11 protein-coding genes and 1 pseudogene are annotated in these 15,605 nt (G+C 35.5%); 2 read left to right on the forward strand and 10 right to left on the reverse strand.

The genetic code is table 11. The annotated features are described in order from the left end of the window. Positions 1–76: 76 nt before the first annotated feature. The 7 genes from Y7E_RS0116255 to Y7E_RS0116285 form a co-directional block, all read right to left on the reverse strand. Positions 77–3,289: a DEAD/DEAH box helicase gene (locus Y7E_RS0116255; protein ID WP_017152330.1), complete on the reverse strand. Its 3,213-nt coding sequence runs from the start codon at positions 3,287–3,289 to the stop codon at positions 77–79. A gap of 189 nt (positions 3,290–3,478) precedes the next feature. Continuing rightward, a complete protein-coding gene (locus Y7E_RS0116260) occupies positions 3,479–4,117 on the reverse strand; it encodes a LysE family translocator (protein ID WP_017152331.1) in 639 nt (212 codons plus the stop codon). 136 nt (positions 4,118–4,253) lie between these two features. After that, positions 4,254–5,186: a response regulator gene (locus Y7E_RS0116265; RefSeq protein ID WP_017152332.1), complete on the reverse strand. Its 933-nt coding sequence runs from the start codon at positions 5,184–5,186 to the stop codon at positions 4,254–4,256. A gap of 1 nt (position 5,187) precedes the next feature. Beyond that, on the reverse strand, positions 5,188–6,501 hold the full coding sequence (locus Y7E_RS0116270; RefSeq protein ID WP_081584645.1) for an ATP-binding protein: 1,314 nt from the start codon (positions 6,499–6,501) through the stop codon (positions 5,188–5,190). Positions 6,502–6,562: 61 nt separating this feature from the next. Beyond that, complete coding sequence (malS, locus tag Y7E_RS0116275; RefSeq protein WP_017152334.1) at positions 6,563–8,296, reverse strand: oxaloacetate-decarboxylating malate dehydrogenase; 1,734 nt, start codon at positions 8,294–8,296, stop codon at positions 6,563–6,565. Positions 8,297–8,348: 52 nt separating this feature from the next. After that, entirely contained in the window at positions 8,349–9,791 is a 1,443-nt protein-coding gene (aspA, locus tag Y7E_RS0116280) for an aspartate ammonia-lyase (RefSeq protein ID WP_017152335.1), read from the reverse strand. 20 nt (positions 9,792–9,811) lie between these two features. Then, on the reverse strand, positions 9,812–11,083 hold the full coding sequence (locus Y7E_RS0116285; RefSeq protein ID WP_017152336.1) for a cation:dicarboxylate symporter family transporter: 1,272 nt from the start codon (positions 11,081–11,083) through the stop codon (positions 9,812–9,814). A gap of 379 nt (positions 11,084–11,462) precedes the next feature. Between Y7E_RS0116285 and pyrH the strand changes: the two genes are divergently transcribed. Beyond that, on the forward strand, positions 11,463–12,206 hold the full coding sequence (pyrH, locus tag Y7E_RS0116295) for a UMP kinase (RefSeq protein ID WP_017152338.1): 744 nt from the start codon (positions 11,463–11,465) through the stop codon (positions 12,204–12,206). A 176-nt stretch (positions 12,207–12,382) separates the two neighbouring features. Here pyrH and Y7E_RS0116300 read toward each other — a convergent pair whose 3' ends face one another. Beyond that, positions 12,383–13,051, reverse strand: coding sequence for a nucleoside/nucleotide kinase family protein (locus Y7E_RS0116300; RefSeq protein ID WP_017152339.1), 669 nt, complete (start codon positions 13,049–13,051; stop codon positions 12,383–12,385). 313 nt (positions 13,052–13,364) lie between these two features. Here Y7E_RS0116300 and Y7E_RS0116305 point away from each other — a divergent pair, with 313 nt between their 5' ends. Then, positions 13,365–13,787 (forward strand): GNAT family N-acetyltransferase, encoded by a 423-nt coding sequence (locus Y7E_RS0116305; RefSeq protein WP_017152340.1) that lies wholly within the window; start codon positions 13,365–13,367, stop codon positions 13,785–13,787. 188 nt (positions 13,788–13,975) lie between these two features. On the opposite strand, the gene Y7E_RS0116310 is transcribed toward Y7E_RS0116305, so the two are convergent. Next, entirely contained in the window at positions 13,976–15,187 is a 1,212-nt protein-coding gene (locus tag Y7E_RS0116310; RefSeq protein WP_017152341.1) for a phospholipase D-like domain-containing protein, read from the reverse strand. A gap of 119 nt (positions 15,188–15,306) precedes the next feature. Next, a pseudogene (locus Y7E_RS31855) lies at positions 15,307–15,583 on the reverse strand (ABC transporter permease); the annotation flags it as partial. Between the last annotated feature and the right edge of the window lie 22 nt (positions 15,584–15,605).

Here is a 15,605-nt window from a genome sequence, read left to right on the forward strand (position 1 = left end):
AATGAAAAAAGCTATTCTTTCGCATTTAGGAAAGAATAGCTTTTTATTTCCTCTAAACCCTCCAACGGTTACCATGTTAGATCATAAGAATATCCCGAATTTCTTCCTCCGTAATTGAAGACAACTTCTCTTGTCCTGACTCAATGATTTCTGCAATTAAATCCTTCTTTTTTTCCTGAAGCTCATGCATTTTTTCTTCAATTGTGCCATGTGCTACTAATTTAATGACTTGCACAGTATTTTTTTGTCCCATTCGATATGCACGGTCTGCCGCTTGCTGTTCAACAGCAGGATTCCACCATAAATCGTACAGTATAACCGTATCAGCACCCGTTAAATTAAGTCCGGTTCCACCAGCCTTTAAAGAGATAAGGAATAAATCGCCTTCTCCCTTATTAAATCGATTGCATAGTTCTACACGATCAGCTGATGGTGTATTCCCATCTAAATAAAAATACGGGACAGCTTGACGATTTAACTCACGTCCAATAATGGAAAGCATCTTCGTAAATTGTGAAAAAATAAGAATTCGCTTCCCTGTACTTCTGCACTCCTCAACAATTTCGAGTAGCTGTTCAAATTTGGCTGAGCTCCCCTTATAATCATCAACAAACAACGCCGGGTGGCAACAAACTTGCCGAAGCCTCGTTAAACCAGCCAAAATTCTAATTTTATTTTTACGCAATGTATCTTTGTCTAAATGTTTTAACGTTTCTTCTCTTAGCTTTGCTAAATAAGCTGCATAAAGTTTTTTTTGATCTGGTAGTAGTTCAGACGATTGTAAGTGCTCTATTTTCTCCGGTAATTCTTGCAAGACATCTTCTTTTAAACGACGTAATACAAACGGCTTCACTCGTTTTGCAATGTTTTCACGCCTCAAGTCTCCAAACTCTTTTCTTCCTGGAAGCAATTCCGGGAATACTACATGAAAAATGGACCAAAGTTCCTCTAATGAATTCTCTACAGGAGTTCCGGTCAGTGCAAAACGATACTCTGCTTGAATCGTTTTCACTGCCTTTGCAGTTTGCGTCGTATGATTTTTAAACGCTTGCGCCTCATCCAAAAATAACGTATGAAATGGCTGTGCATATAGCCTTACATCTCTTCGCAATAAAGGATATGACGTAATAATAACGTCAAACTTTGTAACATCTTTTAAAATATTTCGGCGCTCTGTTTGATTTCCATCGACGATAACAGCTCGTATATCAGGAGCAAATTTCTTTAGTTCACTCAGCCAGTTATAAACTAAAGAAGACGGCGATACGACTAAAACAGGTAGTTTCTTCTCTCGAATTTCAGGCAAAATGGAAGCGATAAAAGTAATGCTTTGCAGCGTTTTACCAAGTCCCATATCATCTGCTAATATGCCACCAAAACGATAATATGCGAGTGTCTTCATCCATTCAAACCCATATTTTTGATACTCTCTAAGTACCGTAGTTAAGCTGTCCGGTACAGTAAACTTTAGATTTCTAGGGTTTTGAATGTTTTCCACCAATTTTTGAACAGATTGATCTACACTCAAAACATTTCCTTCCTGAAGCGAACTCATCCATTTCACACTGCGAATTAGTGGTACATCCACTTCCTCGCCTTGTAATATGTCTTTTCGAATACCCGATTCCTTTATAAACTGATTGATTTCATTAAACTCCTTACTCTCTAATGATAATAATGAACCGTTTGCTAATCGATAATACTTACGTTTCTCTTCAAGTGCAGCCAATACATTTTTAATATCAGACTCAGGAATCCCCTTTATATCAAAACGGAATGATAACCAATCTATTCGGTCTTTCCGCCTTACCCTTATCATAGGCCCGCTATTCCCTCGATGAATTCGTAACTTAATAGCAGTTGTCGCATAAATCTCCAGTAAACTCTTTAACTTCGGAACGACGTGATATAAGAAATTATATTCTGCTTCCTCATTATGCATAAAATAACCACCTTCTGTCTTCGCGAAGGCACTATTATTCATAATTTCTAAAATTTCTTGTTCTTTTTTCTCATCTCGATTGAAAACTGATGGTTGTCCATCCCCTTCTAACGGATTGATAACAACATTTCCATATTGGAATTCTAGTCCGGCAAGTAATCGATTCTTGACTCGATCTAAAAACAACTTGGCTTTAAGAGGTGTTTTTTCAATACGTTCCGATACAACCTCATCAATTCGGACGTTTCCAAGCTTCATTAAACCTGGCACTACTTTCGCTATAAAATGCTCCATTTTCCCAGCTGGAATATGACATTGATTACTTCGAGACCGATCCATCATTCTCTTTAATTCAATAAGCCGATTACAATCTTCCGCATTTAGACGATATAATCTTCCTCCAAAAAGAGCATAACTATATGTATCCATTACTTGAACTTGTTGTAACCCATCAATCTGAAGTGTATATCCTCCGTTACTGCTTTTTTTGAACTCAAACTCTAGAGGTAATAGCTCTTTTGAAATATATATTCCATGGAATGAATGTTCATCATATTCAAACGTTACAAGTGGAGTAGCAGAAAGCAATGTAAGAATATGTTCCCATGAAGCAGGTGGAATAAAAATCATCCTTTCATCTTGCTCGGAATTCATTTGCAACGATTCTACATACATTTTTTCATTCCGATACATTTGAATCAACTGTTGAATAACAGCATCTGTTTCCGGACGCAAGCTATAAGCATCTGGCGTGTAGGTAAAATCATTTGAACATATGAAAGGCTCTCTTTGTTCCACTTTATTAAGAAACTCTCTAATCTTATATACAGGATATAGCTTCTCAAGCTTCACCTGGATCCCAAACAAAGTTCCCCCGTTTTTTGAAACAACTGGAATACAAATAAATTCCACATCAAGTATCTTTCGCGTATCAAATCGATGCTGCTTACTTTTCGGACGCAGTGGCTTATCATCAAATAAATCCAACATTCCATTCGCTATTTGAACATCTTGAGACATACTATTTATGGAACCGCTAGACTCCAATGTTTTTCCTGTTCGATTAAAATTATTGATATATAGTAATACAGCTGCGATATGTTGGCAGTATGAAGCAAGAGAAGCTAACGAGGGACAACTGCATTTTCCAACAATATCACCATTGTCAGCAGTTTCTATCGTAACATAAAAATCTTCATTCCCTTTCACCGTCGCTCCGCAAATATTTCTCTCAGCATCATAATCCGTAATATTCACTTTGCTTGTCCTATAATACGCCTCACCTTTTTTATATGAGGTTTTTCCGCACAATTGGGTAATTATTGTTTTATTCAATGTAAAGCTCATTATTTTGACCCTTCCCTAAAAATAATCATTCTCCACTCTATATGCTATATAAAAAAAACATTAAAATACAAACATTTCTAATATCCCTATCTACTCTCATACAACATTTTACATGTATACACATCAATATAAAATAACAATTACTTAAAAAAACAAAAAGGATTGCGTCCTAATAACGCAATCCTTCTCTTATATGATTTCTCTTAACCCTTTAATTGCTTCATATCCAAAATACATCCCAAATCCAACTAAAACAATTCCCGCAAAAATAGAAATCCATTTCATCATACGGTTATTTATAAATCTTCTTCCAAAATGAATAGAAGTCGCCATAAATAAATCCCAAATCATAATCCCAACAAATATTGTAATACTGTACAATAGCGCCTGTTCTTTTCCTACAGTACCAATTGCACTTGTCAAAACTGCCCCATAAATACCAATCCAAAATACAATATTAAGTGGGTTAGAGATTGCAATTAAGAATCCTGAAGCAAATGATTTCATCGGATGTTCTCTTTCTCCATCCTCTTTGCTTTCCACTTGCTTAGAAGCATCCTTTATGCTTTCATACCCAAGATACAGTAGTGTAAAAAAACCGAATATCCAAATGATCAATTTCGCAACAGGTGTTGTTAAATAGACGGAAACCCCAAAATAAATTAAGAGCATCATAATGACATCTGCTGACATCGCTCCTACTCCAACAAGCCATGCACTTAAAAAACCATTTTTGATTCCTTTATTAATTTGAGCAACATTGATAGGTCCAACAGGTGCTGAGAGAGAAATTCCAAGTAGTAAGTAACTAAAAATTGTGCTTATCATTTTTAATTCACATCCTTACTTATGTACTCCACAGTATTTTTTACAATTAATTATAATCTTTTATTACCATTAAATGAAATAAAATCCAGAATTTAAAAACAAAAAAAAAGACGCCCATTTCTAAGCATCTTCTTTCTTATTCCATCTCCATCAACCGCTTTGCCTCAAAATACAATACTTGAATAAACTTCTTCGTGTTAATTCTCGTATGCCCAGATGTTGTTAGTTCTTCTTTTGTCATTTCTGTCATACGCTTACGAACAATTGTAAAGTCAAAAAATTTCGGAGCATAGCTTTCAAATTTCGGATTTGAAAAATCAGTTAAACCAAGGGAAGCTAGATGATTTAAAGATTGATAAATCGCTCGGCGCACCCTTTGTTCTGAAGCTTTTCTTTCTTTATCAATTTCTGCTTCAAAGGCACTTTCTCCTAATTTTTTAACCGTAATATGGTGAAAAATATCTTTTAAAGCCGGAAATCCATATGCAAAGGTTTTCTCTTTTTCTTGTCCACATAAATATTCCAGCATACTAAGTAAATCTTTACTTCCATTTTCTCCTGCAATCCCGAGTTCTGATAATAAAAAGCGTCCTGAGTCCGTTATTTTTTTCTCTTCTACTACCGATTCATTTCGCACTTGCGGTTGTTCCCATTGAAAAACGTTATTCAATGATTTTTGAATATCTTGTATGGATCGTTCCAATCGAATGCGTTCCATCACTTTTCGCACAACAGATACAACTTCAATCTTATTCAATGGTTTTGTAATATAATATTCAACCCCAAGTAAATAGGCCTCTCCAATCAGTTGCTTTGATTCTACTTGAGAAATCATAATTATTTTCCCTGTAAACGACGGTGCAATGTGCCGAACTGTTTCAATTCCATCACGAATCGGCATTAGCAAATCAATAAATAATATGTCTACCTTTTTAAAATTCAATTGATCTACTTCAACGAAAGTGCCATCTTCAACTTCTCCTACTACTTCTCCAAGATCTTCATCTTCAATGATTTGTGATAACATGGAGCGAAATACTTCATCATCATCTACAATATAATAAAACACCTTATGCCTCCTCCCTCATTAAACTACACTTTGGTAGCCTTACAATAAACTTACAGCCTCTTTCATAATCTCCGCTCTGAAGCGTTACTTCTCCTCCCAGTTCCGTCACCATTTCCTTTATATAGGAAAGGCCAATTCCTGTCGACGGTGTTCCTGTTTGATCATATTTTGAAGTAAACCCTGGTTTAAATACTAGCTCCTTATACTTTGGTGTAATACCAGAACCATTATCTATCACTTCAAATATCACAGTTTCATCTCGTTGATTAGCCGTTATCGTAATTGTACCTACATTTTCAATTGCTTCAACAGCATTTGCAACTAAATTATTTAAAATCGACAATACAGTATAAACATGGTATTGCCCATGTTCACCTTCTATCTTTTTAAAAAATGTTATTCCTTTCCCTAATAGCTGAGCGTACTTCTCATTTATCCTGACAATCATTTCAGTAAGCTCATGACCTTCTATGTATTCAGAAAGATTTTTATCTAATAAAAGTTTTGATAATCCCGCAAAAATCCTTTGATTATCTTTTTTTATTTCGTGTACTTCTCCAGCAATTTTCAACACTTTTTTACTATGCATTTCTATGCTACTTGTATCATTACTAGCTTGCAAATTCCGATATAATTGATATGCTTCTTGTGTAATTAATTCTGCATTTTGAAGTGTCTTTTTTAAATGAACAGATTCCACATATAAATTAGAAAGATGCATCAACATTTTTTCATTTTCTTTCCGAACCTGCGCTTCTTTTAATCTGGTTTCATATAAACTCATCATATTTAAGAACCCAAGGGCAAAAAAACTTCGAAAAACAGCGATAATAATCAGTTTATTTACTTCCGAAACTGTGATCGTTGTACCAAGTACCAAAAAGTGATTAAAAGCAAGTTCTGACATACTTGATATAATTTCAATTGAAATACCAAAACATCCTATGATGAACGGTTTTTGATGAAATCTATTTACTCTACATAAAGAAAACAGACTTCCATAAATAAAATAATAAAAGAAGACTGGATAACGCAAATAAAAAGACTCTGCTAAATCAAAGGTTCCTTGCAACATCCAATCAAGGCTAATTCGAAATATGGCAACGGATAGCCCAACGAGTAAACCTGCTACAATAGCTGGTATTTTCCGTAAAAACAATAGTAAAAAGAAAAAAATCGGTGTTCCAAAACTAACACGGAATGTATCATTAAACGGATGAAAATTCAGTTCTCCAGCTATTGGAACAATTAACACTAAAATGATTAAAAGGGACATATCTTTCTTCCACAATTGATTCCAATTCAAAGATGCCACTTCCTATTTATGAATTATATTTACAAAGAAAGCCCGCTTATCATATAAACGGGCTTCATTTCTATAGCGTTACCTGTTTTGCTGCTTTTACTTGTCGATATACAGGATGCCACATTGCTTCTTTAACAGCTTTTCTGATATCGTTATCACTGAGTTCCTCGCGAGCAACACCTTCAGCAACTGCTGCTTTGGCTACTTCAATTGCTACTATCTCTGAGATGTTACGGAGTTCTTCTACTTCTGGAAGAATAGGTGCTCCTGGCTGACTCGTATCTACCATGCTTGCTACTGCTTCTGCCGCTGCTGCAAACATACCATCTGTCATTACACTCGCACGAACAACAATTGTTCCAAGGCCAAGCCCTGGGAAGATTAGCGCATTATTTGATTGTCCAATTATATACGTAACACCATCATATGTAACTGGCTCAAATGGACTTCCAGTTGCCACTAACGCTCGTCCTTCTGTCCAATGGATTAAATCTATTGGTTTTGCTTCTGCAAGTGGTGTTGGATTAGACATTGGTAAAATAATTGGTCTGTCTACATGAGAAGCCATTTCTTTAATTATTTCTTCTGTAAAGGCTCCAGCTACCGTTGATGTACCAATTAAAATTGTTGGCCTTACATGCTTTACAACTTCTGCAAGTCCAATTGTTTCATTTTGTTTCCACTCTCGCACTTCTGATTCTTTACGAGCGTATGGATTTTGGAAATCCAGAAGATCCTTCATGTTATCTGTAAGTAAACCATTTCGATCAATGCACCAGAAACGTTCATTTGCTTCTTCTTCTGATAAACCTTCGCGAACCATTGCATCTCGCACTTGATCAGCAATCCCGATTCCAGCTGTTCCAGCACCAAATACTACAACACGATGTTCGCATAAAGGAACACTAGAAGCTTTCACTGCTGATAATACAGCTGCTAGTGAAACTGCACCAGTTCCTTGAATATCATCATTAAATGTACATACATGATCACGATATTTATCTAAAATTTTACGTGCATTACGTGAACTAAAGTCTTCCCAATGTAGTAATGCTTTTGGGAACTTGTTACATACAGCTTTTACAAATGTATCGATAAATGTATCATAGGTCTCTCCAGTTATACGAGGATGACGGTTTCCAATATAAAACGGATTATTTAAAAGATCCTCTCGGTTCGTTCCTACATCTAAAATGACAGGTAATACACGACTAGGATCGATTCCAACCGCCGCCGTATAAACAGCTAGCTTTCCGATAGCGATATTAATACCTCCAACGCCCCAGTCACCAATTCCTAATATTCCTTCTCCATCTGTTACAACGACCAGATCAATATTTTCAGCCGTTGCACCAATATTAGCAAACGCTTCTTCAATACCAGAAGGATCATTAATGGATAAATAAATTCCACGCGGTTTGCGATACTCATGACTATATCTTTGAATGGCTACACCAACAGTTGGCGTATATACAATTGGGAGCATTTCTCGTAAATGATCTGTCAGTAGACGATAAAATAATACTTCATTTCGATCATGGAGTGCTGTTAAGTATACATTCTTTAATAAGTCATCCGGCTGTGAACTAAATTGTTCATATGCGCGGCGCGCTTGCTCATCTAATGTTAATACCGCTGGCGGTAATAGCCCTTTTAATCCTAGTTCTTCCCTTTCTTCTTTTGTGAAAGCGACACCTTTATTTAAAAGTGGTGTTGCTAATACTTCTACTCCTCTTAATGTTGTTTCTAATGCGCCATTAGAGGAAACCGTAAATTTACTCATACCATCCCTACCTTTATTCATATATACCACTTCTATATTGTAAACAAAAAAGAGGGGAATGTCCCCTCTTCTTTTAATTTTTCTTTAGAAGAGCTGCTCCCGCAATCCCCGGATGTGTCATTTCATATGGATCTAAAATTAAATCTAATTCTTCTTGTGATAAAACACCATTTTTCACACAAAGCTCCCTGACAGACTGTCCTGTCGCAATTGCTTCTTTCGCAACGCGAGCTGCTGCTTCGTATCCAATATGCGGATTCACAGCCGTGATAATACCAACGCTTTTCTCAACATATTCTTTCAATCGTCCCTCATTCGCTTCAATTCCTTTTAGGCAATTATCTGTAAAGGCACGGAAACCATTATTCATAATGCTAATCGATTGAAGTAAATTAAAGACAAGTACTGGTTCCATAACGTTTAGCTCTAATTGGCCTGCTTCTGAAGCAAGGCAAATCGTATGATCATTACCGATTACTTGGAACGCGATTTGATTAATTACTTCCGGCATAACAGGGTTTACTTTCCCTGGCATAATAGATGAACCCGGTTGACGAGCTGGCAACATAATTTCTGCTAATCCAACACGTGGGCCTGACGCCATTAAGCGAAGATCATTTGCAATTTTAGACATATTCATCATACATACTTTCAGCGCAGCTGATACTTCCGTATATGCATCTGTATTTTGCGTTGCATCTACTAAATCTTCCGCTCCAACAAGAGGTAGCTCACTAATTGAAGCTAAATGTTTCACTACCGCTTCAATGTACTCTGGATCTGCATTTAATCCTGTACCTACTGCTGTTGCTCCCATATTTACTTCATATAAATGTTGACGAGATTGCTGAATTCGTTTTATATCGCGTTCAATTACACGAGCATATGCTTTAAATTCTTGTCCAAGACGAATTGGTACAGCATCTTGTAAATGTGTGCGTCCCATTTTAATCACATGATCAAATTGCTCAGCTTTTAATTCAAACACATCATGCATATAACCCATCGTTTGTAGTAATACTTCTAATGCATTTAATGTTGCAATATGAATTGCTGTTGGAAATGCATCATTTGTTGACTGTGCCATATTCACATGACTATTTGGGCTAATATAATGATAGTCTCCCTTTTCCATCTCTAATAATTCAAGGGCACGATTAGCAATTACCTCATTTGCATTCATATTCATTGAAGTTCCTGCTCCGCCCTGAATTGGATCGACGATGAAATGATCATGCCATTTCCCGTCAAGAATTTCTTGTGCAGCTTCGGCAATAGCACCGCCTTTTTTCAATTCCAATCTTCCCACATCTATATTAGCAAGTGCAGCTGCCTTTTTAACAATCGCAAATGCTTTAATTAAACCATCATGAATTTTATAGCCTGTGATCGGAAAGTTTTCTACAGCACGCATTGTTTGCACTCCGTAATAAGCATGCATTGGTACTTCTTTTTCACCTAAAAAATCTTTTTCAATTCTTACATTTTTTGTAGTTTCAGTTACTGTTGCCACCATTACCACTCCTCATTTATTTCTTATGCTGCTTCTGTTTGCTTGACAGTTTCTACATATTGTTTTGCTTTCTCATGATCAAATTCGTCTTCCCATTTTGACATAACAATAGCTGCTAGTGCGTTTCCTAACACGTTGACAGATGAGCGAATCATATCTAAAATGCGGTCAATACCAGCAATTAATGCAATACCTTCTAATGGTAATCCCATTGAACCTAATGTTGCTAACACAACAACAAATGAAGCACCTGGAACCCCAGCCATACCTTTTGACGTTAACATTAAAACGAATAATAATGTAACTTGCTCCGTTAATGACATGTGTACACCGTACATTTGGGCGACAAACAATGCTGCTAATGCTTGGTAAATGGCCGAACCAGTTAAATTAAATGTATACCCTGTTGGAATAACAAAAGAAGCAACCGCCTTCGGACAACCGAACTCTTCCATTTTTCTCATAATATTAGGTAAAACAGCTTCTGAACTTGCTGTTGTAAACGAAAGGATAAGTTCTTCTTTTAAAATTTTCATTAATGTAAAAATGTTTACTCCTACCATACGTGCATTAATACCTAATACAACAATAACAAATAGTATAACAGTTACATACACAGCTAGCACTAATTTTCCTAAAGGAAGTAGTGTTGCCACACCAAACTTCGCAACTGTAACAGCAATCAGTGCAAATACGCCAAACGGAGCAAATTTCATAACTTGGTTTGTGACCCAAAACATCGCTTCGAGCACACCTTCAAAGAAATTAAAAACTGGCTTTCCTTTCTCACCAATTGCTGCAACTCCTAAACCAAATAGCACTGAGAAGAAAATAATCGGTAATAAATCACCTTGTGCCAGTGATTCAAATACATTTGTCGGTACAATGTGAACAATCGTTTCTGCAAAGCCTTTTTTCTGCGTTGCATCAGCAGTTTCTTTGTATGATGAAATATCACTTTGTTGTAGGCTATTCATATCAACGCCCGTTCCCGGATGGAACACGTTCGCTGCGATTAATCCCATTAAAATTGCGATTGTTGTAATAATTTCAAAATAAAGAATTGTCTTACCGCCCAGCTTTCCAAGCTTTTTCATATCCCCTACACCAGCTACCGCAACAACCAGTGCTGAAATAACAATTGGTACCACAATCATCTTAATTAAATGAATAAATATATCCCCAATTGGTGTGATATAAGAAATCGCTGTTTTATTGCCATAAAAGATTGCCCCTACTACAATCCCTAAAACAAGTGCAACAAATATTTGTGTTGCCAATCCGAATTTTTTCATATTATTTTCATCCCCTTCATGCGAACGCTTTCAATTTATAATGATAAAAGCTTACTCACATGATATAGGCGAACCTACAAAATCAGACAAAAACCTACAAGTTTGTCACAAAAGATTTGAATTTTTTTCTCTAAATATTCATTGACACATTCTGACGATAAAGAAATAAAATAGTATTGGTAAAACATCAGATTATTTTGTATAATCTAAAAGATACATTTATTCAAAAATAATTGAAATAAAAAGGAGTGGATGTTATGAAGAATCATACAAAAGATTTCATTATAGCTCTTCCTTTTCTATTTCATTTTCTCGTAAAGGAGCAAAGGCATTCGCCTCTGCTCCTTTTTTATTGTCATATGTATAGGAGGATAAATTCATGAAGTCATACAAACGTGTTCTAATTAAATTAAGCGGTGGCGCTCTAGCTGATCAAGATGGAAATAGTTTCGGTTCCAAACGTTTAGAACATATCGCAACTGAGATTTTATCAATTGTCGATTTAGGTATTGAAGTTTCTCTTGTCGTTGGCGGGGGTAACATTTTCAGGGGCAATTTAGCTGAGGAATGGGGGATCGACCGCGTGGAAGCGGATAATATAGGGACATTAGGTACAATTATGAATAGTTTAATGCTACGAGGCGTACTCACAAGCAAGACAGATAAAGAAGTGCGCGTTATGACATCTATCCCGTTTACAGCGGTGGCAGAGCCCTATATTCGTTTACGGGCCGTTCACCATTTAGAAAAAGGATATATCGTCATCTTTGGCGGTGGGAATGGGCAACCGTTCGTTACAACAGATTACCCAAGTGTCCAGCGAGCAATCGAAATGAATAGCGATGCGATTTTAGTCGCAAAACAAGGTGTAGATGGCGTCTTCACAAGTGATCCGAAACGAAATAAGTCAGCAAAAATGTATCGTCATTTAAACTATAATGATGTTGTTCGGAACAATATAAAAGTGATGGATCAATCAGCCTTATTACTTGCTCGTGACTATCAATTACCCGCACATGTCTTTAATTTTGATGAACCAGGGGTTATGAAAAAAATATGTTTAGGTGAGCATGTTGGCACATTAATTAATCATGGGTTAACAGAACTCGCAGAAGAAAAATGACTTTTCAAAAACAAAGCAACTGCAATTATGGTTTTTAAAATAGGTGCGGTATTTTTCCGCACCTCACACTTTCTAAAAAAGTAATATCCAAATGACATTGAAAAGAAAACAACGCCCTATTATCCACAATTCATGAACCCTACTTCTAATAACCGCTCTCTACACTACTGCTAAAATCAAAAATTCTTAAATACAACCCTCGGTGCTTCAATATCATTATTCATTAATACTACATCTGCACATTGCTTTGGCGCGTGCTCTTTTATATACATATGACAAGCCGCATGATACCTATTTGAAAACATTTCCTCTGCCTTCTCTTTATTCCCAAATACTTTCGCTTCCCGACTTGAACCACGTTCTTTTGCAATTTCAAAATCCGTTTCTACAAATATTTTATAATCAAATAAATGTTGCAATTCTTTCTTAAATAAAAAAGTACCATCTACTATGAATACCATATCTTTTGACGCTGGTATAAGATCCGATTCAATATACATATCTGTTTCTAAATCATGTGATTTCATCATATATCGCATATCTCCACCAGCTCCTAAGGGAATCAATAATCGCTCAGCAAATGCCTTATAATCATGAGCATCTTCATAATATCCTTTAGCTGATTCCTTACCTTGTGAATATCTAACTATCCTTGGATTGTGGAAATTATCTATACTCGTCCGGATTACTTTTCTTCCTCGCAAATGAATTTCTTGCTGCAACTCATTTGCAAATATTGTTTTCCCTGAGGCTGTTATACCACTAACACCCACTCTTATAGGATGATTTAATTGAAGTATAAACATACGCTCTACAATCTCACGAATAGCAGTTTGACGATTCACTCCAATTCCTCCTCAACCAACTTTATTTATCCCTCAAAGGATATTTTAATTGAAAAACACGTTTCTGAGTGTGAAATTTCATACAGTTTATACTCGCTTTTTAAATGTTATATGGTTTGAACAATTAAAATAATGCTCTAAATGGTATTACTTTCAACACATTAACAATAGATGTTGAATACCTAAATCGAAGGATAGTTTCAGTGGCCATTTTGGATATAAAAAAAACAGAATATTAGGAAACTCGTGTTAGAATAAGTATATTGAGATGATGACGATACTTATTCAAGAAAAGTTGTAGGAGGAGAAATGAATGGATTTACATATTACAAAAGAATTAAGTGGAACGGATAAAAATTACATTAACAACCAGCTTTATGAATATAACTTAAAGCATTTCCCAGTAGATTTAAGAGGCAGATACCAAGAGATTCATTTATTTCTTAAGGATGAAAACAGTAAGATTCGCGGAGGCATATTAGGTGAAATTTGCTGGAATTGGTTAGAGATTCATACTTTTATGATTGATGAAGACATACGTCAACTAGGATATGGAACTAAACTCTTATTAGAAATCGAACAAATAGCTTTAGAAAAGAATTGCGACTTCATAAAAGTAGATACTTTAAGTTTTCAAGCATTAGATTTTTATAAAAAGCACGGTTATCAAGTGTTTGGTGTCCTTGATAATGTCGGCAGAGACTTTAAGCATTACTATTTAAAAAAAGACTTATAGATGATTTAGGCTTGGACTGAAAAAATCCTACAATAAAAATTAAAGCGCTCCGAGTTTATTCTCCGAGCGTTTTTGAATGCTAATTCCTTTGTTATTTCTACTAAGAATTACAATGTTATTTCATTTACTATTTAAAATTCCTTCTACAACAATGGAATTCTTTCACATTAATCTCCCATCCATTTTCATTATAAATAGTAATTAAACAAACATGCTATTTTTTCTTTGTACTTCTCTAAAAATGATAAATGATCAAAAAATGATGAAGTAATCTCTTTTGAATCTTGAAAATCTTGTGCTAACGCTTGATTCATTTGTTGAATCATCGGGCCACCATATACATAGAAGTCCATCTCATCATTAATATGAAAACTACGCGAAGTAAAATTTGTTGTACCAATCACAGTTATTTCGTTGTCGAGTACCATTACTTTCCCATGAAACATTCCCTTTTTATACCCATATACAGTGATTCCATTTTCAATCGACTGACGAATATACGGATAGGCTGCTTCTTTTATAAGTGGAATATCCGGTTTGTAAGACCAAAGTACCTTTACCGAGACACCGCGTTTTCTTGCCTGAATTAAAGCATTCATGAGTTCTTTATCTCTCGGTATAAAATAAGATGTAGCAATTATGATAGAATTCTTTGCTTGTTTTATTAATTCCATATACTTCGTAACAACTTTATGACCATTATAACTAGACATCGTATGTAGCGTTTTTCCTTTGACATTAGGTCGAGCTGTTCTCGTAATTTCTTCTGAAGTATCTCGTTTCCAATCTAACACAAATTGTTCTTCTAAATCATTCACTCCTTCTCCTTGCAAGCGCACATGATAATCTCGCCAATATCCAAAGCGCTTGTCCTTCCCTAAGTATTCATTACCGATATTAAATCCACCACTATATCCTATTTTCCCATCTATCGTTGTAATGCGGCGGTGATTGCGATGATGAAGTGAATAGAAAAAGAATGGAAATTCAAGTTTTCTACTATATGTAAAATGAACACCACTTGCTTTCAATTCCTTCGTAAGCTTTCTTTGGAATGATAAATCATTAATCCAGTCTATCGATAAATATACTTGAACTCCTTCCTCTGCTTTTTCTTTCAACAAGTTTAAAAATGAATGACTGCTTTCATCATCAGAAATAATATAGAAAAATGTAAAAATAGAATATTTCGCTTCTTTAATATCAGAAAACAGCTGCTTATATAATGATTTTCCATCTACATATAATTGGAAGTCACTATAACGAGGTGCATACTCTCTCGGTTGATTTTTCTCAGCCTCTATTTTTCTCCCCAGAGTTACATCAATATGCATCCAAATAAAAAGAAAAATTACTATGCTAATGATAATAAAACTAATACGTAATATCTTTTTCACCATTTTATTTTCCTTCCGTACAAAATAATTGTCTTCGGATAGTATTTCAATAGAGATTTTATTTTATGAACAATTACAAAAAAAGATGCAGCATTATACCGCATCCTCTTTCTATTAAATAAATTCCTCGCATCATTATTTCTGTCAAACTTATAGATGGCAATTAAAAAGAAAGCAATCGCAAAAACGAATAAAATTAAAATGTTTAAATATAAATCTGTAAACTGCATACCTTGCTGTAACTTTGCCACTGTGTCTAGTAACCAGCGCTGCGGCAGAAAACCAACGATTTTTTGTACAGAGGCTGCCAGAAGTTGAACTTTTAGCAAAAGATACCATCGCTAACGATAAGCCAATTGCGATTAAACCAAACAGCAGGAATACTCCAACTAGGACCATTCACATTGACATGGAGTACTTG

Origin of the sequence: Bacillus bingmayongensis (assembly GCF_000299035.1) — a bacterium.
GTDB lineage: Bacteria > Bacillota > Bacilli > Bacillales > Bacillaceae_G > Bacillus_A > Bacillus_A bingmayongensis.